7 protein-coding genes and 1 tRNA gene are annotated in these 20,998 nt (G+C 66.8%); 5 read left to right on the plus strand and 3 right to left on the minus strand.

Annotated elements, in window-relative coordinates:
* Positions 1 to 39 precede the first annotated feature (39 nt).
* Positions 40 to 17,337 carry a hypothetical protein gene (locus J2W22_RS17755; RefSeq protein WP_307119550.1) on the minus strand — a complete coding sequence of 5,766 codons (17,298 nt, stop codon included), beginning with the start codon at positions 17,335 to 17,337 and terminating at the stop codon, positions 40 to 42.
* Between the two features lie 267 nt (positions 17,338 to 17,604).
* On the opposite strand from J2W22_RS17755, the gene J2W22_RS17760 reads away from it, so the two are divergent.
* From J2W22_RS17760 to J2W22_RS17775, 4 genes are read left to right on the plus strand one after another with little or no spacing between them, the layout of a single operon-like run.
* Positions 17,605 to 18,090 carry a phage tail protein gene (locus J2W22_RS17760; protein ID WP_307119551.1) on the plus strand — a complete coding sequence of 162 codons (486 nt, stop codon included), beginning with the start codon at positions 17,605 to 17,607 and terminating at the stop codon, positions 18,088 to 18,090.
* Between the two features lie 10 nt (positions 18,091 to 18,100).
* Entirely contained in the window at positions 18,101 to 18,604 is a 504-nt protein-coding gene (locus tag J2W22_RS17765; RefSeq protein WP_307119552.1) for a phage tail protein, read from the plus strand.
* 13 nt (positions 18,605 to 18,617) lie between these two features.
* Positions 18,618 to 19,145, plus strand: a complete 528-nt coding sequence (locus J2W22_RS17770; RefSeq protein ID WP_307119553.1) for a phage tail protein — start codon at positions 18,618 to 18,620, stop codon at positions 19,143 to 19,145.
* Positions 19,146 to 19,161: 16 nt separating this feature from the next.
* Positions 19,162 to 19,677 (plus strand): GNAT family N-acetyltransferase, encoded by a 516-nt coding sequence (locus J2W22_RS17775; RefSeq protein WP_307119554.1) that lies wholly within the window; start codon positions 19,162 to 19,164, stop codon positions 19,675 to 19,677.
* On the opposite strand, the gene J2W22_RS17780 is transcribed toward J2W22_RS17775, so the two are convergent.
* On the minus strand, positions 19,674 to 19,994 hold the full coding sequence (locus tag J2W22_RS17780) for a DUF6916 family protein (protein ID WP_307119555.1): 321 nt from the start codon (positions 19,992 to 19,994) through the stop codon (positions 19,674 to 19,676). The two genes, J2W22_RS17775 and J2W22_RS17780, sit on opposite strands and share 4 nt — an antisense overlap.
* 260 nt (positions 19,995 to 20,254) lie before the next feature.
* Between J2W22_RS17780 and J2W22_RS17785 the strand changes: the two genes are divergently transcribed.
* Positions 20,255 to 20,641, plus strand: a complete 387-nt coding sequence (locus J2W22_RS17785) for a DUF6916 family protein (protein WP_307119556.1) — start codon at positions 20,255 to 20,257, stop codon at positions 20,639 to 20,641.
* A 263-nt stretch (positions 20,642 to 20,904) separates the two neighbouring features.
* Here J2W22_RS17785 and J2W22_RS17790 read toward each other — a convergent pair.
* Positions 20,905 to 20,981 (minus strand) — tRNA-Met (locus J2W22_RS17790).
* Positions 20,982 to 20,998 lie beyond the last annotated feature (17 nt).

Raw genomic sequence — 20,998 nt, forward strand, 5'->3', positions numbered from 1 at the left:
AAGGAGCGCGACGGGCCGGCCGTCGCGCTCCTTTCGCTATCAGGGCAACGGCACCGAGGCCGGCGGCAGGGTCGGCGCCGGCTGGCCGTAGTTGAACGTGCCGGTCCCGATGCTGATCTTGGTCGTGTCGTTGAACCCGTTGGCGTCGTCGAGTTCGCTGGCGATCGCGCTGGCCGTGGCCTGACCCTGGGTGACGTTGATCGTGCCGCCGCCGCTGGCGGAGAGGCGCAGATACTGGCCGTTGCCCGCCTGGCCTGCGATGCCCGAGAAGCTGTTGCCCGAGACGCTGACATTCACCGTCGGGAAGCCACCGGTATTCTGGTTGTTGTTGATCACCAGCCCGCGGCTGCCGTTGATGTTGCGGATCGTGTTGTTGGTGATCGTGACGTTGGTCGTCAGGTTGCCGGTGGCCTGGCCGACCAGGCCGACATTGACCACGATGCCCTGCGACGTCTGGATCTGCTGGATCGTGTTCCCGCTGATGAAGTAATTGGCGTTCACGCCGCCTTCGTTGCCGATGCTGATGCCGTTGCCGACAGTCGAGCCCGAATTGGTGACGGCGTTGTTGCCGATGATGTTGTTGGTGATGCGGCCATTGACCGTCCGCGTGAACGGCGCGTTGCCGTTCTGGAAGTCGTTGATCGCGGTCGCGCGGGTGCCCGTGAAGGTATTGCCGTCGATATTGTAGGTCAGCGTCGTCGAGCCCGGACCGGTCGAGACGTTGATGCCGTTGTTGGTGTTGGTGAAGAACGAGCTGCTCACCTGCACCGTCATGCTGGTGCCCGAGCTGTCGGCGAACAGGCCGCTGCCGACGATCGTGGCCGGCGGGGTCGTCGCGTTCCAGTTGCCGGTGAAGTTGCTGCCCGAGACGCTGATCCCCATCGCCGACGTGCCGGTGCCGAGGAAGTTGAAGATGTTGCCGTGCGGGCTGGTGCCGTTGCCGTTGATGCCGACGCCGTTCGACGCGAAGGTCGAGTTGACCACCTGGAAGTTGGTCAGCGTGCCGGTCGAATTGGTGATCTGCACCTCGAACTCGTTGTTGTTCTGGATCGTCGAGTTGAAGATGCCGGTCGGCCGCGCGCCGCCCGAGGCGGTGCCGGTCAGCTCGCTGATGTTGATGCCCGATTCATCGGTGCCGGCATCGGTGCCGTTGCCGCTGATCAGCATGTTGTCGATCAGGAAGCCGTTGACGTTCGAGCCGCCGATGCCGTCACCCAGATTGTTGGTGACGTTCATATAGGCGAGGCGGACATTCTCGGTGCTGGTCAGGCTGATGCCGTCGCCGGTCGAGTTCTGGATCGTGCCGCCCGAGCCCGCCGCGCCGGTGCCGGTGACGTTGATGCCGCCCGACAAGCCGGTGTTGTTGAGGATGATGCCGCTCGCGGCGCCGTTCGACGAGATGCTCTGGAAGCGCAGGCCACCCGAGCCGATCGTGGTGTTGACGACGTTGAGCGCAGTGCCGGTGGTCGAGGTGATCGTGTTGCCGCTGCCCGCGATGCCGACGGTGCCGCCGCCGGTGGCGCTGAAGCCGTTGCCGCTGTTGGTGGTGATCGCCAGGCCGCCGTTCGGGAAGCTGATCGTGCCGCCCGTATTGTTCAGCAGGTTCACCGCGGTGTTCGCGCCGGTCGACAGCGTGGTGTTGCCCAGGAAGCTGATCGTGCCCGAATTGACGTTCTGGACGACGATGCCGTTGTTGAGGCCGCCGGTGGCGCTGATGTTGCCCGAGAAGGAGATGTTGCCCGTCTCGTGGTTGTCGACGAACACCACATTGTTGCCCGTGGTCTTGGTGATCGACGAGGCGATGCTGATCCCGCCCGTGCCGTTGAGGATATAGACGCCGAAGCCGGTCGGATCGTTGGTGGCCCCGATCGCGCCGGCGGCCAGGTTCACGGTGTTGGTGGAGCCGTTGATCTCGACGCCGTTGCCGCCGGTGTTGTTGATCGTGACGCTGCCGGCGGTGAAGGTGCCGTTGCCCGCGCCGTTGATCTCGATGCCTTCGTCGCCGGTATTGGCGATCGTCACGGTGCCGAGATTGACGTTCATCGTCGATCCGCCGCCGTAGAAGATGCCGTCCGCCGTCGCGCCGGTGGTGCCGGCGATCGAGACGGTGGTGGCGCTCAGCGTACCGGTGCCGTCGACATTGCTGATGTTGATCGCGCTGCCATTGGTCGAGCCGGTGCTGGTCATCGAGTCGAAGTTGATGCCGAGCGAGCCGACACTGCCGTTGACCAGGTTGAGGATCTGGCCGGTGGCGGTCTGGATCGAGTTGCCGGGGCTGTAGACGGTCAGGGTGCCACCGCCGGTGAAGTCGATGCCGTTGCCGGTGCCCGATGCCGTGATGTCGACGCCGTTGCCGCCCGCCGCCGACGAGAAGGTGATGTTCGTACCGGTGTTGCTCGCCAGCGTGACCGCATTGACGTTCGCCACGGTGTTGAGCGTGATGCTCTGGCCGTAGAAGTTGATCGAGCCGCCGGTATTGTTGGCGATATTGATGCCCTGCGCATTGTCGGTGAGGTTGCCCGACACCATGATGGCGCCGCCGGTGATGTTGGTCACCTCGACCGAGCGCGCCAGCGTGCCGCTGGTGGCAACGCTGCCGGCATAGTCGAGCGACAGCGTGCCGCCGCTGACGTCGATGCCGCGGCTGCTCGCCGTGATCGCACCGCTGTTGATGGTGACGCTGCCGGTGAGCGTGCCCGCCGTCCGGGTGACCAGGATGCCGTTGACGCCCAGGGTGTTGCTGGCGTTCGCGAAGTTCAGGTTCAGCGTCGACGCCACGCCCGCGGTGTTGCTGATGTCGAGGATCGTGCCCGAACCGGTGGTGATGGTGCTGTTCGGACCCTGCACGTTGATCGTGCCGCCGTTCGCGATGGTGAAGGCGGTGCCGCTGGTGGTGGTGATGCCCAGGCTGCTGCCGACCGAGCTGAACCCGACGGTGCTGCCCGCATTGTTGGTCAGCGTGATCGCGTTGTTGGCCTGGGTCGACAGCGTGGTGGTGCCGTTGAAGGCGACCGTGCCGCCAGCGTTGTTGGTCACACTCAGGCCGAGCGCGTTCGCACCGCTCGAGGTGATCGCGCTGGTGCTGCCGAAGGTCACCGTGCCGGCACCATGGGTGTCGATGCGGACGGCATAGCCGTTGCTGTCGTCGATGCTGCCCGAATAGGTCAGGTTGCTGTTGCTGCCGGTGAGGACGAAGGCGTCACCCGCCGCGGCATGGGTGATCGCCGTGCCACTGCCGAAGCCGAAGGTGCCATCCGCGCCGTTGACGATGTCGATGCCCGCATCGCCACCGTTCAGCGTCGTCGTGCCGGTGAAGTTGTAGGTGCCATCGGCATTGTTGAACTGCAGGCCGGTGCCGTTGGTGGCGCTCAGCGTGCCGGTCTGGAAGGTCAGCGTGCCGGCCGAATGGTTGAGCACATTGACCAGCGCGGCGTTGTTCGCCTGGGTGATGTTGCCGTTGTAGGTGACGGCGGCGGTGCTGCCCGAGACGTTGAACGCCGTACCCGACGGGCTGGTGATCGTGGTGCCGCTGGCGAAGTTGAAGGTGCCGCCCGAGCCGTTGAGGATGTCGACCCCGGCATCGCCGCCATTCAGCGTCGTCGTGCCGTTGAAGTTGTAGGTCGCATCGGCATTGTCGAACTGCAGGCCGGTGCCGTTGGTGGCGCCCAGCGTGCCGGTCTGGAAGGTGACCGTGCCGCCCGAATGGTTGAGGAACGAGACGAGCGCGGCGTTGTTCGCCTGGGTGATGCTGCCGCTATAGGTGATCGCGGCGGTGCTGCCCGAGACGTTGAACGCAGTGCCCGTCGGGCTGGTGATCGCGGTGTTCGTGCCGAAGCTGAACGTGCCGCTCGAACCATTCAGGATGTCGATGCCGGCATCGCCGCCGGCCAGCGTCGTCGTGCCGGTGAAGTTGTAGGTGCCGTCCGCATTGTCGAACTGCAGGCCGGTGCCGCCGGTGATGTTGAGCGTGCCGGCATAGGCGAAGGTGCCGGTGATGTGCCCGCCGCCGATGCTCAGCGAGGCGCCGGCGGAGCTCTTGGTGATCGAGCTGGTGGAGTCGAAGTTGAACGCTGCCGTGCCGCCCGAGATCGTCAGGCCCGCGACCAGCGGGTTGGTGACATCGACGTTGGTGGCGTTGATCGTGCCGGCCGCATTGGTGAAGACCAGGCCGGTGCCGCCGGTGAGGGCAACATTGGTCAGAGTCGTCGTGCCGGTGGCGTTGTTGAGCGTGATGCCTCCACCGTTGCTGACGATATTGGTCAGCACCGAGTTCGCGGCGTTGAGCAGCACGTCGCCGCCCGGATTGCCCGTGAAGGCGACATGGTCGATCGTCGTGCTGGTCGACGGGGTGATCTCGATGCCCATCGTTCCGAAATTGCGGACCGTCAGATAGTCGAGCAGCGTATTGGTCGCGCCCGCGCCATTGTCCTTGATGCCGCGCGACGCTGCGCCGCCGCCGTCGAGGATGAAGCCAGACAGGTGATTGCCGGCGGCGCCCAGGGTGATCACGTTGCTGCCTGCCGCACTGGTGAGCGTCGCCGCGCCGCCGGTGACGGTGGGATCGGCGATGCTGACCGAGCTGCCGCCCGAGAGCAGGATCGTCGAGGGCACGGTGAGCGCGATGACGATCGGTGCGCTGCCGCTGCCTGCACCGCCGCCTGCGCCGTTGCCGAAGCCGCGGACCTGGACGTTGGAGGCGAGCACCAGCGAGTCATTGCCGTTCGAGCCGGCGGCGCTGATCGCGCTGCCGTTGTTGATCAGGACGATGATGTCCTCGGCCGCCGCGGCCAGTTCGGCCGCCGCCAGCGTCATCGGGTTCAGGCCGTCCGATCCGCTGCCATTGCCGCCGCCGGTCGCGCCGTCCGCATCGACGAAATAGATGTGGTTGACGCCGAAGCCTGCGCCCGGGCTGCCCGAGAAGGACACGTCGCGGAAGTCGTAGGTGCCGACCGTCGGCGCCGCGCTCGCGTCGATCGCGGTGGTCGCCGAGATGGTTGAGCCGGTATCGGTACCCGATTCGCCGTCGCCATACCGGACGGACGCGTTGGTGGAGGCGTTGAGATAGATGCCGGTGCCGACACCGCTGATCGAGCTGGAAGCACTCCCCTGCCCGCCCAGCTCGATGCTGGCGCCGCCAAGCGTGTTGCGCAGATCGACACCGATGCTGGTGCCGGCGCCGCCCGCATTGGTGACGTCGAAGTCGCCGATGGTGATCGAGGACGAGATCGTGGCGCCGTTCAGGTCGAGCGCCACCGCGCTGTTGCTGTTCAGGCCGATATCAAGATCGGTGATCGACAGGCCCGTGCCCAGGATGCCGGTGACGTCGATGCCGCGCGAGGTGATGCCCTGCAGGTTCACCGTGCCGAGTCCGATCGCCGGCGCGACCGTGCCGACGCCGTTGAGCAGGATGCCGGTCGTCGCGCCATTGGCGCTGACACTGCCGAAGGTGAAGCCGTTGGTGCCGATGGTCACGTTCTGCAGGCTGAGCGCCGTGCCCGTGCCGGTGGTGCTGATCGAGTTGTCATTACCGCGCACGATGATCGTGCCGCCCGAGCCCGCGCTGAAGCCCGAACCGGTGCTGACGATGTTGAGGCCAGTCCCGCCCATCGTCGGGTTGAAGTCGATCGTGCCGCCGCTGTTGCCGGCCAGCGTGACGCCGGCGCCGGTGGCGTTCAGCGCGAGCGTCTGGCCGGTGAAGGTGATCAGGCCCGAATTGACATTGGTGATCGAGATGCCGTTGTCCGTCGACGACATGTTGCCGCTGAAGGTAACGGTGCCGGTCTCGTGATCGACGACCTGGACCATGTTGGTACCGTCAAGCGCCGAGCCGATGGTGACATCGCCCGTGCCGCCGGTGACCGAAACCGCATAGTTCGCCGCGCCGGTGGCAGTAATCGTGCCGTTGCCCAGCGTGACCGGGCCGGTCGAGCCGGCGATGACCACGGTGCTGCCGCCCGCGCCCGAAAGGTTCATGTTGCCGAAGGTCACCGCCGAACCGCTGTTGAGCAGTTCGATGGCGTTACTGCCGGCCGTGCCAATCGTGGTGTCGCCGAAGGTGATCGCCGCCGTACCGGTGGCCACCTTGATGCCGTCATTGGCCGCACCGCTGGTGCCGCCGATGTTGACCGTGCCGCCATTGAAGGCCGCGCCCGTGAGATTGCTCAGCAGGATGCCGTTATTGGCAACCGTGCCGGTGGCGGTGAGCGAGTTGAAGGTGATGCCGCCAGAACCGCTGGTCACGCCGGTCAGGCCGAGGATCTGGCCGGTGGCGGTGGTGATCGAATTGCCCGAGCCGAGCACGGCAACCGTGCCGCCGGTCGCGCTGAAGCCGGTCCCGCTGGTGGTGGTGATGCCGAGCCCGCCGCCGAGCAGGCTGAGCGTGCCGCTACCGGCCATGCTGATCGCGGTGTTGGTGCCGGTGCTGAACGTCTTGCTCGCGTTCAGGAAGCTGACATTGCCGGTGCTGGCCGCATCGATCGCCACGCCCGCGCCGCCATTGTGGCTGACCGAACCGGAGACCGTGTAGATGCCGCCGGCATTGGTGAAGCTGAAGGCGGTGCCCGACGTGGTCGAGGTGATCGCACCCGAGAGCGTGGCCAGCATGCTGCTGCTGAACACCGACAGCACCGAGCCGGCGGTCGCGCCGATCGTGCCGCCATAGTTCAGCGTGACGCCGGAACTGCCAGCGAGGCCGATCGCCGCGACGGTGGAGCTGGTGGTGGCGCCGATCGAGGCGGTGCCCCCACTGTTCCCGACATTGACCGTGCCGCCGGTCACGCCGTTGAAGCGGATGGCGGTCGAGGCGCCGTCGATCGTCAGCACCGAACCCGCCGCATTGGCGATGTTGACCGTGCCGATCGCACCCGCCAGGTCGAAGCCGACGCCGGTGGTGTCGAGATCGAGCGTACCGGTGAAGTTGGCCCCGCCGGTGCCGCTGAGGTTCGAGAGCGACACACCCGTGCCGCCGCCGTCGATGTCCAGCCCGCCGATGTTCAGTGCGCCGGTAAGCGTGACGCCGCTGGCGCTGATTGCCGTGCCTGCAGTCGGTGCGGCGTTGATCTGCGCGAAATTCAGGCCGCCCGCACCGATCGTGCCGCCGCTCAGCGACAGAGCCGAGGCATTGCCGGTGTAGATGCCGTTGAAGGCGCCGGTGACGCTGAGCGTTCCGCCCCCGCTGGTCGTTAGGCCCGCGCCGGTGGCGGTGTAGATGCCCAGGCTGCCGGTGAACTCCACCGTCGCGCCGGTGTTGTTGGTCAGCGAGACGCCCGCGCCGGTCGTGAGCGCGCTGTCGAGGATGGTTCCGCCCTGGAAATGGACGTCCAGCGGATCGGTCTGCGCGGTGTTGTTGCGGATCGCGATCGAGGTGTTGGTCGCCCCGTTGACGCTGACCGAACCGGTAACCGTGAAGTCGCCCTCCACCTGGTCGAGCAGGATGCCATAGGCGCCGCCGGTCGAGCGAACCGAGCCCAGCACCATGTGGACCGTCAGCGGATCGAGGTTGATCGCCGTGCCGTTGGTGGTGTCGATCGCGCCGCCGGTGGTGCCCAGGGTGAAGTCGTTCGCCTTGGAATTGGCGACGATCAGGCCGGTGCCGGCATTGTTGGCGATGTTCAGATTGCCGAAGTTCAGCGTGCCGGTGACGTTGCTCAGGCTGAGGCCAGTGCCGGTGATGCGCGAACCGGTGGTGCCGAGCGTGAGGTTGCCGGCGGACAGCGTCTGGAGGCCAGCGGCCACCGTGTCGGAATCGAAGGTCAGATCGTTGAAGACGAAGCCGCCCGTCTCGGTCGTGTGGTTGACGGTCAGGTTCGACAGCTGCGACACGATGAAGGTGCCGGCGCCGCTGCCGTCGAGGTTCAGGATATTGCCGCCGTTCGCGGCAAGGGTGAGGTTGCTCAGCGCGAGCGTCACGTTCGCGGCGTTGTCGTAGATGCGCAGCGCACCCGCCGCGCCGCCCGAGATGCTGCTGTTGCGGATCGTGATCGGAGCCGCAGCGCCATTGCCGAGCACGCCTGCGCCGGTGCCCGAATTGGCGATCACGACGCCGTCGATGATGTTGCCGCCGCCCAGCGTGACGGTGGCGTTGGCCCCGCTGGCGGTCAGCGTCGGTGCGCCCGAGCCCGTGAACGGGTTGGAGATCAGGCCGGCCTGGACACCGTACAGAATCACATTGGCCGGCGCGCCGCCGTCCACCATGAAGCTGTCGACGTTGCGGAAGCCGAGCAGGACCTGCCCGCCCAGGAGGTCGAGCGAACCGCCTGCCCCCGCCGTCGCATCGAGCGTGTCGGTGCCGCCGGCCGGGTTGTTGAGCAGCACGATATAGGCCGCGCCCGAGGCTTCGGCCCCGGCGAGCGAGCCCGGATCGCTGCGGCTGCCCGTGCCACTGGCGCCTTCCAGCACGAAATAAGCCGAGACGGCCAGGGTCGAGGTATCGCCGGTCAGGTTGACGTCGGCGAAGTTGTAGGTGCCGATGCCGCCGTTCAGCCCCGCGATGACCAGCGGCGTGACTGCCACGATGTTCGAGGCCGCGCCGTTCGCATCGTTGCTCGCGCCGTCGCCATAGCGGAAGGTACCGGTGATCGCGGCATTGGTCAGGTCGACGCCGATGCCGACGCCGGTGATCGTGCTGCTGCCGCTGACGATGATGTTGCTGGCAGTCGTGCTGCCGGTCATGTCGATGCCGCGCGTGCCGGTGGTCGAGGCGCCGCTGATGTCGAGCGTGGCGAAGGTGATGTTGCCGGTCGCCCCGGTCAGGTTCACGCCGGTAGTGTTCGCCGCCAGGCCGGTCAGGTCGACATTGCCGAAGGTGAAGGTGCCGGCCGAACCGCCGAGGATCGCGATCCTCGCGCCGCCCGAAAGCGCCAGATCGCCGAACTTGTAGGTGCCGTCGGCATCGAAGAACGACAGGCCGGTGCCGCCCGTCACGTTGAACGTCGCGCCGGTAAAGTCGATCGTGCCGCCGGAATGCGTCCCGATGTCGACCGCGACAAGAGCGGCGAGCGACTGGCCGATGGTGCCCGAATAGGTCAGGTTCGCCGTCGAGTTGCTGACGAACAGCGCCGCCCCCGCCGCGTTGGTGACACTGGTGCCGGTGCCGAAGGTGAAGCTGCCGGCCGAACCGTTGGTGATGCCGATCTGGGCGCCACCGGTCAGCGTCGCGCTGCCGAAGCTGTACGTCCCGTCGGCATCATCGAACGAAATGCCGTCGCCGCCGGTGACGTTGAGCGTGGCGCCGCTGAAGTTCAGCGTGCCGCCCGAATGCGCCGAGACGCCCAGCGCCAGCGCACCCGCGCTCGACTGGTTCAGTGTGCCGAGATAGGTCACGCCCGCCGTCGAACTGGCGATGTTGAACGCGGTGCCGCTCGGGTTGGTAATCGTGGTGCCGGCGCCGAAGGTGAATCCACCCGACGAACCGCCCAGGATATCGATGCCGGCATCGCCGCCATTCAGCGTCGTCGTGCCGGAGAAATTATAGGTCGCATCGGCATTGGTGAACTGCAGGCCGGTGCCGTTGGTGGCGCTCAGCGTGCCGGTCTGGAAGCTGATCGTCCCGCCCGAATGGTTGAGGATCGAGACCAGCGCCGCATTGTTCGCCTGGGTGATGCTGCCCATGTAGGTCAGGCTGGCGGTGCTGTCCGCAATCGAGATCGCCGCACCGGTCGGGCTGGTGATCGACGTATTGCCGAAGGTGAAGCTGCCGCTCGAGCCGCCCAGGATGTCGATGCCCGCATCGCCGCCGTTCAGCGTCGTCGTGCCGTTGAAGGCATAGGTGCCGTCGGCATTGGTGAACTGCAGACCGGTGCCGTTGGTGGCCGACAGGCTGCTGCTGGCGCCGAAGGTGACCGTGCCGTTGTGGTTGGTCACATCGAGCAGGGCCGCGTTGCCGCCCTGGGTGACGCTGCCGGCATAGCTGAAGTCGAGCGTGCCGGTGCCGCTGGAGAGGGCGATCGCCGGGCCGGTGGTGCCGGCGATGGTCGAACCCGCGCCGAAGCTGAGGAGACCGAAGACGTTGCCGGAGACCGCAATGGCGCTGGTGCCCGAGGTGACGGTCAGCGTGCCGACCTGCAGCGCACGGTTGCCCGGGCCCATGCCGCTGAGGTTGTTGACGCTGGTGATGCCGCTGCCGGTGCCGGCATGGACGACGCTGGCAAGCACCATGTCGATCTGCGCGTCGCTCAGCACCAGGCTGGTGCCGTTCACCGTATCGATCGTGCCGGTGGTGCTGGTGAGATTCAGGCCTGCACCGATCGCAGCGAAGCCGTCTCCGCCCTGGTTGTAGATGTCGAGGCCGGAGAAGTTCAGCGAACCGACCGCGCCCGTGAGATCCACGCCCGTGCCGGAGACGCGCGTCGTCGCGCTGCCGACCTGTAGCGAGGCGTCGACATTCGAAACGCCGGCGTCGCCGGTGATCGAATCGAAGGTCGTGCTCGTGAAGTTGGCGCCGCCATTCTCCCCATGCCCGCCTTCGATCACGATGTCCGAAAGCTCGGTGATCGTGGTCGAGCCGGCACCCGTCCGGTTGACGGTAAGCGCGGCCGAGTTGTTGCTGGCCCACAGGTTGAGGTTGCTGAGCGCAATGCTGGCAGCCAGGCCGCCATCGCTGAAGTTGATCGCGCCGTTCGCGCCCGAGATGTTGCTGTTGCTGATCGTGACGTTGGACTTGCCCGAGCCGAACACGCCCGCACCGGTGCCGCCATTGGCGATCACCAGGCCGTCGATCACATTGTTGTTGCCGACGACGACGGTGTTGGCACCGCCGCCCGCGCTGGTGGTCAGCGTCGGCGCGCCCGAGCCCGCGAACGGGTTGGTCACGATGCCCTGGGCGATGTTGTAGAGAACCACGTTCGCCGGCGCACCGCCCGGCAGCGAGATGGTGTCGCCGTTCAGGAAGCCGCGCAGCTGCTGGCCGTCGATCAGCGTGAAGGTGCCGCCGGTGCCATAGGTCGCGTCATTGGCATCGATCGTGTCGTTGCCGCCCGCGGGGTTGTTGACCAGGATGATGACGTCGGCACCAGACGCGGCCGCGCCGGCCAGGCTGCCCGGATCGCTGCGCGTGCCGGCGCCGCTGGCGCCCGCCAGTACCCAGTAGACCGTCGCCGAAGTCGAGAGGCTGCTGGTGTCGCCGACCAGGTTGACGTCGGCAAAGTCATAGGTGCCGGCAAGCGCGTTGAGCCCGGCAACGATGAGCGGAGTCGTGGCGCTGATCGTCGAACCGGCGCCGTTGGCATCGGTGCTCGAGCCGTCGCCATAGCGGAAAGTGCCGGTGATCGCGGCGTTGGTCAGGTCGACGCCGGTGCCGACGCCGGTGATCGAGCTGCTGTTGTTGACGATCAGGCTGCCCGCGAAGGTCGCGCCGGTCAGATCGATGCCGCGCGTGCCGGTCGCGGACGCACCGATGATGTCGAGCGTGTTGAAGCTGATGGTGCCCGAGGCAAGACGCGCATCGACGCCGCGCCGGTTGGCGCCCAGGCCCGTGATGTCGACGCCGGCGAAGCTGATCGTGCCCGTGCTGCCGGTGTTGAACGCGATGCCCGCGGTACCGGGGTTGGTGACGGTCACGGCGCCGGTGAAGGTCACCGATCCGTCGACATCGCCGATCCCGATGCCCATCGTGCCGCTGTTGGTGACCGTGCCGCCGGCCGCCGTGAAGGTGCCCGGCATGCCGAAGACCAGCAGGCCGCCCGCCCCGGTGTTGCTGATGTTGAAGGTACCGAGCGTGACGTTGCCCGGGTTGTTGCCGATCTCGATACCGTAGCTGCCCGCGCCGGTCGTGCCGCCCACGGTCACATTGCCGAGGTTCACCGCAGCGCTGTTGCCCACCACGCGGACGCCGGACAGGCTCGAGGTGCCGCCGACATTGATGCTGGTGAAGCTGATGCCGCCGGTGCCGATATTGTTGGCAAGCGAGACGCCCGAGCCTGCCGAGGTCAAAGTCGAAACCGTGGTGAAGGCCAGGTTGCCGCTGCCGATGGTGACGGTGTCCATCGCCAGGCCGCGGGCATTGCCCGTCGCGGCGATCGAGATGCCCGAGCCGCTCAGCGTGAGCGTCCCGCCATTGGTGCCGAGCAGGTTGAGCACCGTGCCGCCGGTGCTCGAAAGCGTCAGGTTGGTCAGCGTCGCCGATGCCGCCACGCCGCCGTCGCGCAGCAGGATCGCGCCGGTGCCGCCCGAGATGATCGAGTTGCTGATCGCGACATTGGTCACGCCGATGCCGGAGACGCCGATCCCGGCACCGCCGATACGCAGGCCATCGATCGCCGAGCCGTTGGACAGCGTCACCGTCGCGCCCGCGCCGGTGTTGGTCAGCAGCGCCGCGCCCGAGCCGGCATAGGGATTGCTGACGACGCCCGGCGTGATGCCGTAGAGAGTCAGGTTGACCGGGGTGCCGCCGCCAACGGTCTGGGTATCGCCGTTGAGGAAGCCGATCAGGTGCTGGTTGACGCCGAGGTTCAGCGTGCCGAGGCCGGCGACGTCGAGCACGTCCTGCCCGCCCGTCGGGTTGTTGAGCAGCACGATATAGTTCGCGCCCGAGGCCACCGCCGCGGCGAGGCTGCCCGGATCGACCTTGGTGCCCGCGCCAGTGCGGCCCTGCTCGACGAAGAAGACCGTGACCGGGTTGATCGCCAGGTTGGTGGTGTCGCCGACCAGGCTGACGTCACCGAAATTATAGGTGCCGACGGCCTGGTTGAGCCCGCCGATCGCGATCGGGGTGATCGCGTTGATCACCGAATGCGCGCCGTCCGCGTCCGTGCTCGAACCGTCGCCATAGCGGAAGCTGCCGGTGATCGCGGCGTTGGTGAGGTCGACGCCGGTGCCGACGCCGGTGATCGAGCTGCTGTCGCTGACCGTCAGGCTGCCCGCGAAGGTCGCGCCAGTCAGGTCGATGCCACGCGTGCCGGTGGTCGAGGTGCCGGTGATGTCGAGCGTCGCGAAGGTGACGGTGCCGCCCGCATTGCGGGCATCGACACCGGTCTTGCCAGCGCCCAGGCCGGTGATGTCGGTATCGCCGAAGCTGATCGTGCCGGTGCTGCCCGCGCCAAGCACGATGCCGCCGCTGTTCGCGATGGTGGTGGTGCCGGTGAAGCTCAGGCTGCCGTCGACGTCGCTGGCCGAGATGCCGGCGCCGCTGTTGGACACGCCGAGCGCGCCGATCGAGACGTTGCCCGCCACGCCGGACACGGACACGCCCGTCCCCGCCGCCGCACTTACCGAGGTCGCGCCGAGCGTGACCTGGCCATTGGCGTTGGTGATCGAAACGCCGTTGCCCGCGACATTGGAGACCGAAACCGGGCCCAGCGTGACGTTGCCCACGGTCGACAGGCTAACGCCGTTACCGCCACCGCCTGCGACGGTGACCGGCCCGAACGTCATGGTGCCTGTGCTGTTCGAAACGGACAGCCCCGCCTGCACGCCCGTATTGGCGGTGGCGGAAATCGAGCCGATCGTCACCGCACCGGCGTTGTTCAAAACGGCAACGCCGCCGCCGCTGTTCGCGATCGACGCCGAACCCACGGTAACGGCACCAGTGTTGCCCATGAGGAGCAGGCCTGGGCCGGCGCTGTTCGAGGCGCTGACCGAGCCGATGTTCACCGTCGCCGAGCTGTTCAGCACCGTGACGCCGGACGCCAGGCCCGTACCGCCGCTGGTGATGCTGCCGACGTTCAGCGTGCCACCCGCGATCCGGTCGAACTGCGCGCCGGTGCCGTTCGACGTACCGCTGGTGACCGCGCCGAGCTCCAGCGTTCCGACCGTGACGTCGCTGATATTTACCGCAGACGAAGCGCCGGTCGCGGAGGCATTGATGTCGGTGCCCGAGACGTTGAGCGTCCCCGCCCCTGCTCCGCTCAAGTAGAGTGCGATGCCGCCGGCAACGCCGGTTGCCGAGAGATCGACATTGTTGAGCGTCAAGGACGCCGCGGCACCCGAAGAGGTGATGATCGCGCCGCCGCCATCGCCCGAGAGCGTGGAGTTCTGGATCACGACATTGGCGGCACCCTGGCCGCGCACCGCGAAACCGCCAGCCGAGCTGTTGCCGATCACCAGGCCGTCGAGCCGGCTGTTGTCGGCCAGCTGCACCGTCGCGAACCCGGTGGTGCTGGTCAGCAGCGCCGCGCCTGAGCCGGCATAGGTGTTGGCGATGCCCGTCGGGCCGAGGTTCGAGACAATCAGGTTCGCCGGCACGGTCGCGCCGGTCACCGCGAAGAAATCGGTATCGCGGAAGCTGACCAGCGTCTGGCCGGTGAGCAGGTTCAGCGTGCCGCCAAGCACTGCCGTGTCGAGCACGTCCTGCCCGCCGGTCGGGTTGTTGAGCAGCACGATATACTGAGCGCCCGATGCGGCTGCCCCCGTCAGGCTGCCCGGATCGCCCGCGGTGCCCGCGCCGGTCGCGCCGGCAAGCACGTAATAGGTGGTGAAGCTGCCGCCGGTGATGTTGTTGGTGTTGCCGTCGAGCTGGACGTCGCCGAAGTCGTAGGTGCCCTGTGTGGCATTCATGCCCGCGACGACGATCACCGTGTTGGCGGTGATCCGGCTCTCCAGCCCGTCGCCGGCATTGCCGTCGCCGAAGCGGAAGCTGCCGGTGATCGCGGCATTGGTCAGGTTCGCGCCGATGTCGACGCCCTGGATCACGCTGGGATTGATGATGGTGATCGCGCCGGCATTGGTCGCGCCGGTCAGGTCGATGCCCGTCGATCCGGCCGCGCCGGTGCCCGTGATGTCGAGCGTGCCGAAGGTGACGTTGCCGTGCGTGCCGGTGAAGTCCACGCCGGTCGCGGCGCCCAGGCCGGTGATGTCGACATCGCCGAAGGTCACGCCGCCGGGGACGTTGCCGATCACGATGCCCGTGCCGCTGGGGTTGGCGATGGTGAACAGGCCGCTGAAGGCGACGCTGCCGGCGGTGTTGTTCAGCGAGAGCGCCGGCGAGGTCGATCCGGTGATCGTCGTGGTGCCGGTGAAGGTCACGCTCGATCCCGCAAGCGTGTCGGCGATGGTGATCGGCCCGGCACCGCTGATCGCGCCGGTAAAGCGGATCGTGCCGCCGGCGTTGAACAGCGAGACCAGCGGCCCGGCGCCGGCATCGGTGATCGTCGCGCCGAAGTTGAGCCCGATGGTGCCGCCGCTGCCCGCGACGCCCGATTGGCCGACCTGGACCGAAGCGCCGCCGCTGTTGGTGATCGCGCCGCCGCCGATCGTCACCAGGCCGGTCGAGCCGCCGGTGATGTACAGGCCCTGCTGGCCGCTATTGGTGATGGTGAGCGTGCCGATGGTCAGCGCGTTGCCGCCGGTGCCCGCGCCCTGGACATTGTCCAGGATGATGCCCGCGCCCGCCGCGCCGACCGAGCGGACGCTCGAGAAGGTCAGGTCGATGAACAGCGGATCGAGGTTCAGCGCGGTGCCGGCGGTGGTGTCGACCGTGCCGGCGGCGCTGGTCAGGGTGAAGGTGCCGCTCTTGGTGTTGTTGACCGTGAGGCCGGTGCCGCCATTGTTGGCGATGTTGAGGTTGGCGAAGCTCAGCGCGCCGTCGACTTCGGTCAGCGACACGCCAGCGCCACCGACGCGGGCCGTGGTGGTGCCGACCTGCATCGCGCCGGCGTTGACCGCCTGGATGCCCGCTGCGGTGCTGGAATCGAAGGTCACAAAGCGGGCCGCGAAGCCGCCGGTCTCGCCATTGCCGCCGGCGATGTTGATGCCGGAAAGCCCTGCCACGGTCACCGTGCCGGCGCCCGAACCGTCGATGTCGAGCACCGTGCCGCCGGTCGCGGACAGGGTCAGGTTGGAGAGCGATGCCGTCAGGTTGCCGCCGGCATCGTTGATGTCGATCGCGCCTGCACCGCCGCCAATGGTCGAGTTGCGCAGCGTGACGTTGCTGCCGCCGTTGATCACGACGCCCGCACCCGCGCCACCGCGGATCGTGATGCCGTCGACGACGACGGCGCCGGTGGTGTTGGTGAGCGTCAGCCCGGCCGCGCCGGTATTCTCGATCACCACGCGCTCGAGCGCGAACCCGCCCACGCCGTTCGCCAGGATGCCGCTGCCCGCGCCGCGCACGGTGACGTCACGCACCACCGAACCCTGGCCAAGCGTGACCGCAGCGCCGCCGGCATTGCTGCCCGCGATGATGCCATTGGTGCCGCCGAAGTTGAACGCGCTGACCGACCCGTCCGAATGGCGTACGTTCACGCTGCTCGCGCCGCCGACCAGATACTGGTTGGCAGCGAGCGTCACGCCGCTGCTCGCGATATTGCCGGCATTGCCCAGCGCGACGACGATGCCGTTCGCACCCGCGCGCGTCACCGCATCGCCCAGCGTGGTCGTGGCGGTGCTCGTGCCGGCCGCGCCAGCGGTCCCCGAACCGCTGGCGAAATAGACCCCGCCGAATGCCACGCCGGTGCGCGCGTCGACCGCGAAGTTCGTGCTGGTCAGGTCGGTGTAGCGCGTGCCCGAGGGGGTCACATAATCGCGCCGCAGACGGTCGCCCATCTGGCGGTCGAGGCCGGTAGTACCCGAGCTGCGGTCCGCCGAGCCGCGGCCGAGCGGAATCGACAGGCGCAGCGTGCCGCGCGCCTGGGTGCCCCAGCGATTGTCGTTCTGCAGCTCGGCGCCGATCGAGAAGCGGCCGCCGGTGCCCAGCGGATCCTCGACATCGAGCTGGAGCCCGCCGCGCACGCCTCGATAGGCCTTGCTGGCATGCTCGTCGCGATAGTCGAAGCCGGCGCCCGACAGGCGGACGCTCAGGTCTTTGGCGATCGGCGCCCGCGCGCCGATCTCGGCATTGGCGCCGGCCAGCGGCACTTCCTCGAGGCGCCAACCGCTCTTGCGCTCGATCAGCCGGTTGTTCTCGATCGAGAGCACGCCCACCGGGCTCGCATTGGGGTCGAGATAGCCCATCGTGCGGGGGCTGTTGACCGGCAGGCGGTAGTTCACATGCAGGTCGAAGACCGAGGTGAAGCCCTCAAGGCCGAACGATACCGCAGTCTGCTCGCGCGAGGTGATGTCGGTCTTGTAGAAGTCGACGCCGGCATTGACGCCGATCGCAACGTCCTCGCCGATCTTGCCGCGTCCGCCGATGGTGACCGATCCGTTGCGGTCATAGCGCTCGTCGGTGCCGATCCGCCCGCTGACGAACAGCAGGTTCGAGTCGTTCTGCGCGACCGGGGCGAAGAGCTCGAACGAAACCTGGCTGCTTCCGTCGGCCGCCCGCGCATCGACCTCGGCCCGCGGCTTCCAGGTGGGTTCCTTGTCCTGTGCCTGTGCCAGCACGCCCGGTGCCCAGGCCAGCGCCACGCCGCTAAGGCAAGTGGACAGCAGCAGGCGGCCGCGGCCACGATTGAGCTTCTGCACGGACAATCTCCCCCGATTGGCGTGCAACCTGACATCGGCCCCCATGCCAATGTCTCAACGATGGTCGTGACGCCATGATAACGGCTATCACCGTGAGGCCTTGGCCTCAAGCAGAGACATACGTAGATTAACCTATGCTAACGCCTCAAAGCGGGGCACCGGTCTCCTTAAAGCCCTATGGCCAGACCCGTTCGTTTCGGTTAGTTCTATGCGGGATTTCGGGGGAGACGGGCATTGGCGGAACCATTTTTGTCGGAAATCCGGCTGATGTCGTTCGAGTTCGCGCCCAAGAACTGGGCACTCTGCAACGGCCAGTTCCTGCCGATCAACCAGAACCAGGCGCTGTTCTCGCTGCTCGGCACCACCTTTGGCGGCAACGGCCAGACGACCTTCGCCCTGCCCGATCTGCGCGGGCGCATACCCATCCATGTCGGCGGAAGTCACTTCCTCGGCGATCGCGGCGGGGAAGAAGCGCACACGCTGTCGCTCAGCGAGATTCCCACGCACGTGCACACGCTGAGTGCTTCTTCGAGCACCGGCGATTCGACGAATCCGAATTTCGGCGGCACCGGTCGGGTGCTCGCGAAGGAACCAGGCAACCCCTATTCGAACAGCTTCGCGCCAGCTGCCGCTGCGCTAAACGCGGGCGCGGTGGCGAATAACGGCGGCAGTCAGGCGCATCTCAACATGCAGCCATTCCTGACGCTGAGCTACTGCATCGCCCTAGCCGGCATCTTCCCGTCCCCGAACTGAGGAACAGCCCGTGGCACAACCTTATGTCGGCGAGATTCGCATATTCGCCGGAAACTTCGCCCCCGCGGGATGGATGTTCTGCGAGGGACAACTCCTCCCGATCTCGGAAAACGAGACGCTGTTCCAGCTGATCGGCACCACCTATGGCGGCGACGGCCAGTCGACCTTCGCGCTGCCCGACCTGCGCGGACGGCTGGCCCTGCACCAGGGCAACGGCTATCTCCTGGCAGAGACGGGCGGCGCCGAAGAAGTCACGCTGACGATCAACCAGATTCCGGCCCATTCGCACCCGCTGCTCGGATCGTCGGGCAACGGATCGCAATCGAGCCCGCAGAACAACGTGCTGGCGAGTTCCACGCTGATCAAGCCCTATTCGGGCGAGGCGGCGGACACGGCGATGGCCGCAACCTCGATCTCGTCGATCGGCAACAACCTGCCGCACACGAATTTCCAGCCCTATCTCTGCCTCAACTACATCATCTCGCTGTTCGGCATTTTCCCGAGCCAGAACTGACAGGAATTCTCCGATGGCCGATCCTTTCGTCGCCGAGATCCGGATCTTCCCGTTCAACTTCGCGCCCAAGGGCTGGGCGTGGTGTGACGGTCAGCTTCTGCCGCTCTCGCAGAACACCGCGCTCTTCTCGCTGCTCGGCACCACCTATGGCGGCAACGGCAAGAGCAACTTCTCCCTGCCCGATCTCCAGGGCCGCGCGCCCATGCATCCGGGCCAGGGCCCCGGCCTGTCGCTGCACGATCTCGGCGAGACCGGTGGCAGCGAGACCGTAAGCCTGCTCGAGTCCGAGATACCGAGCCACAGCCACACGCTGCGCAGCTCGGTGGAAGACGGCACCCAGGGCACGCTGTCCAACGGCGTCACCCTCTCCACCTCGGTCGGCGGCTCGCTCTACCAGAGCACGACCAACACCAACCTAGTGACGATGTCGCCCCAGGCGCTCTCGCCAGCCGGCGGCGACGCCCCGCACAACAACATGCAGCCCTATCTGACGATGTATTTCTGCATCGCGCTGCAGGGCGTGTTCCCGCCGCGGAGCTAGGCCGCTCGCCAGCGCCATGCCCCCGCCCCTCCACGCCGCCGCGCGGTTCGCCCTCAGCTATCGGCCGCTCGCGGCGAAGGACTTCGATTTCATCGAAGCGCTCTATCTTTCCACGCGCGAGGAGGAACTGGCGCTCAGCGAATGGCCGGAGGATCAGAAGCGCGCCTTCCTGGTCCAGCAGCACCGCGCGCAGCACCATCATTACCAGACCTATTATCCCAAGGCCGAATGGCTGATCGTCGAGCGGGACGGCGCGGCGATCGGCCGGCTCTATGTGGATATATGGCCGCGGGAGCTGCGCATCGTCGATATCTCGCTCGTGCCGGTGGCGCGCGGCCAGGGCATCGGCGAAGCGTTGCTGCGCGACGTGATCGAATGGGCCTCCGCTTCGGGCAAGGGTGTCTCGATCCATGTCGAGAAGTTCAATCCGGCCCGCCATCTCTACCAGCGGCTTGGCTTCGTCGTCGCCGAGGACAAGGGCGTCTATGACCTGATGGAGCGCGATGTGCCGCGCCCGGAAGTATCGACCTAGAAGAAGATCGCCTCGTAGCGAATGCCGCCGTCCTTTAGGCCGACCGGCACGATGAAGATGTCATGCAGGGCGCCATCGATCGGGAAGGCATAGATCGCCTGGGGCAGCCGGGGCTCCGCAGGCCCCGAGAACTCCAGCTTGAAGCCCCCGCCCTCGCGCGGCGAATGCGGCAGTTCCTGCGCACCGATCAGCGCGAGCGCCTGGACGCCGAAATCGGTCGCGATCTCAAAGCTTTTGCCGACCCGGGGCTCGAAATCGGCGAGCGTGAGCGGTGCAGACGTATCCTGTGGCAGCGCCGAACCGGTATCTGACGTCATCTTGCAAGCTCCCTGGCACGGCTGAGCACCGACGAAGATGCTATAGGCAAACCCCGCCGGCCACGCCAATCCCGCGTTGGGCCGGCGTCCCATAATTCACGACGTGCAGTGATCGCACCGAAATGGTAGAGAGTGGTTTCGGGGGAAAGGCCGTGCGCAGTCGTCGCATCTGGTCTGGCCGCAGGAAAGCGGAAACAATGACTTACAGCTCGCGTCGAGGCTTTGTTGTCGGGGGAATGGTGGTTGCGGCGGGCACGGGAGTGGCTGGCTGCAGCGGCGGATCGGACGCCGGGAGCGTTGTCACGCCGACGGCGGGATCCACCCCGACGCCGACCGCTGTGGCGCTCAACGCGACCGAGATCAGCGCATGGGAGAAGCTGGTTGGCTCCGCTTTCCTGATCAGCACCGACACGGGCAAGGTTTCCGCCGTCCTGGCCAGCCTCGAGCGCATCACCGATGCCACCCGCCCGTCGGACTTGGGCCGCCATCAGCCTTTCTTTGCCACCTTCCAGATGGACCAGCGCCAGGCGCCGGGCGGCGGCAAGACCTATGACGTTTCGCATCCCACGACGGGGGCGTTCCAGCTCTTCCTCGGCATGTCGAGCGAGGTCCAGGGCAAGAGCGTCCTTACTGCCGTGCTCAACTGAGCGGCGTGACGGCCTCCGGACAGGAGCCGATTCCAACCTTCCGGTTGATCCGCCCCCAGTTCCCAATGGACAAACAAAAGCCCCGTCAAGTCACTGACTTGCAGGGCTTTTGTTTACGTTCACCGTGCACATAAAATCCCGCCAGCTGGTAAGGCTGACGGGTTGTGGTGTCGGCACAATCCGGGATTTGGTGCGTGCGGCGCGGAAACGACAAAAGCCAGTCCGGACGACTGGCTGGCTTGTGTTGCGGTCTGCGGGGCCATTGGTTGCGGGAGTAGGATTTGAACCTACGACCTTCAGGTTATGAGCCTGACGAGCTACCGGGCTGCTCCATCCCGCGCCACCGACGAAGTTGGG

It is taken from the genome of Sphingomonas kyeonggiensis (assembly GCF_030812785.1).
In the GTDB taxonomy this organism is placed as follows: Bacteria; Pseudomonadota; Alphaproteobacteria; order Sphingomonadales; family Sphingomonadaceae; genus Sphingomonas; species Sphingomonas kyeonggiensis_B.

Bases quoted from the DNA above. Each gene is read 5' to 3' on its own strand.
- J2W22_RS17760 (WP_307119551.1), top strand. From the start codon at position 17,605: ATGTCGTTCGAGTTCGCGCCCAAGAACTGGGCACTCTGCAACGGCCAG.
- J2W22_RS17770 (WP_307119553.1), top strand. From the start codon at position 18,618: ATGGCCGATCCTTTCGTCGCCGAGATCCGGATCTTCCCGTTCAACTTC.
- J2W22_RS17775 (WP_307119554.1), top strand. From the start codon at position 19,162: ATGCCCCCGCCCCTCCACGCCGCCGCGCGGTTCGCCCTCAGCTATCGG.
- J2W22_RS17780 (WP_307119555.1), bottom strand. From the start codon at position 19,994: ATGACGTCAGATACCGGTTCGGCGCTGCCACAGGATACGTCTGCACCG.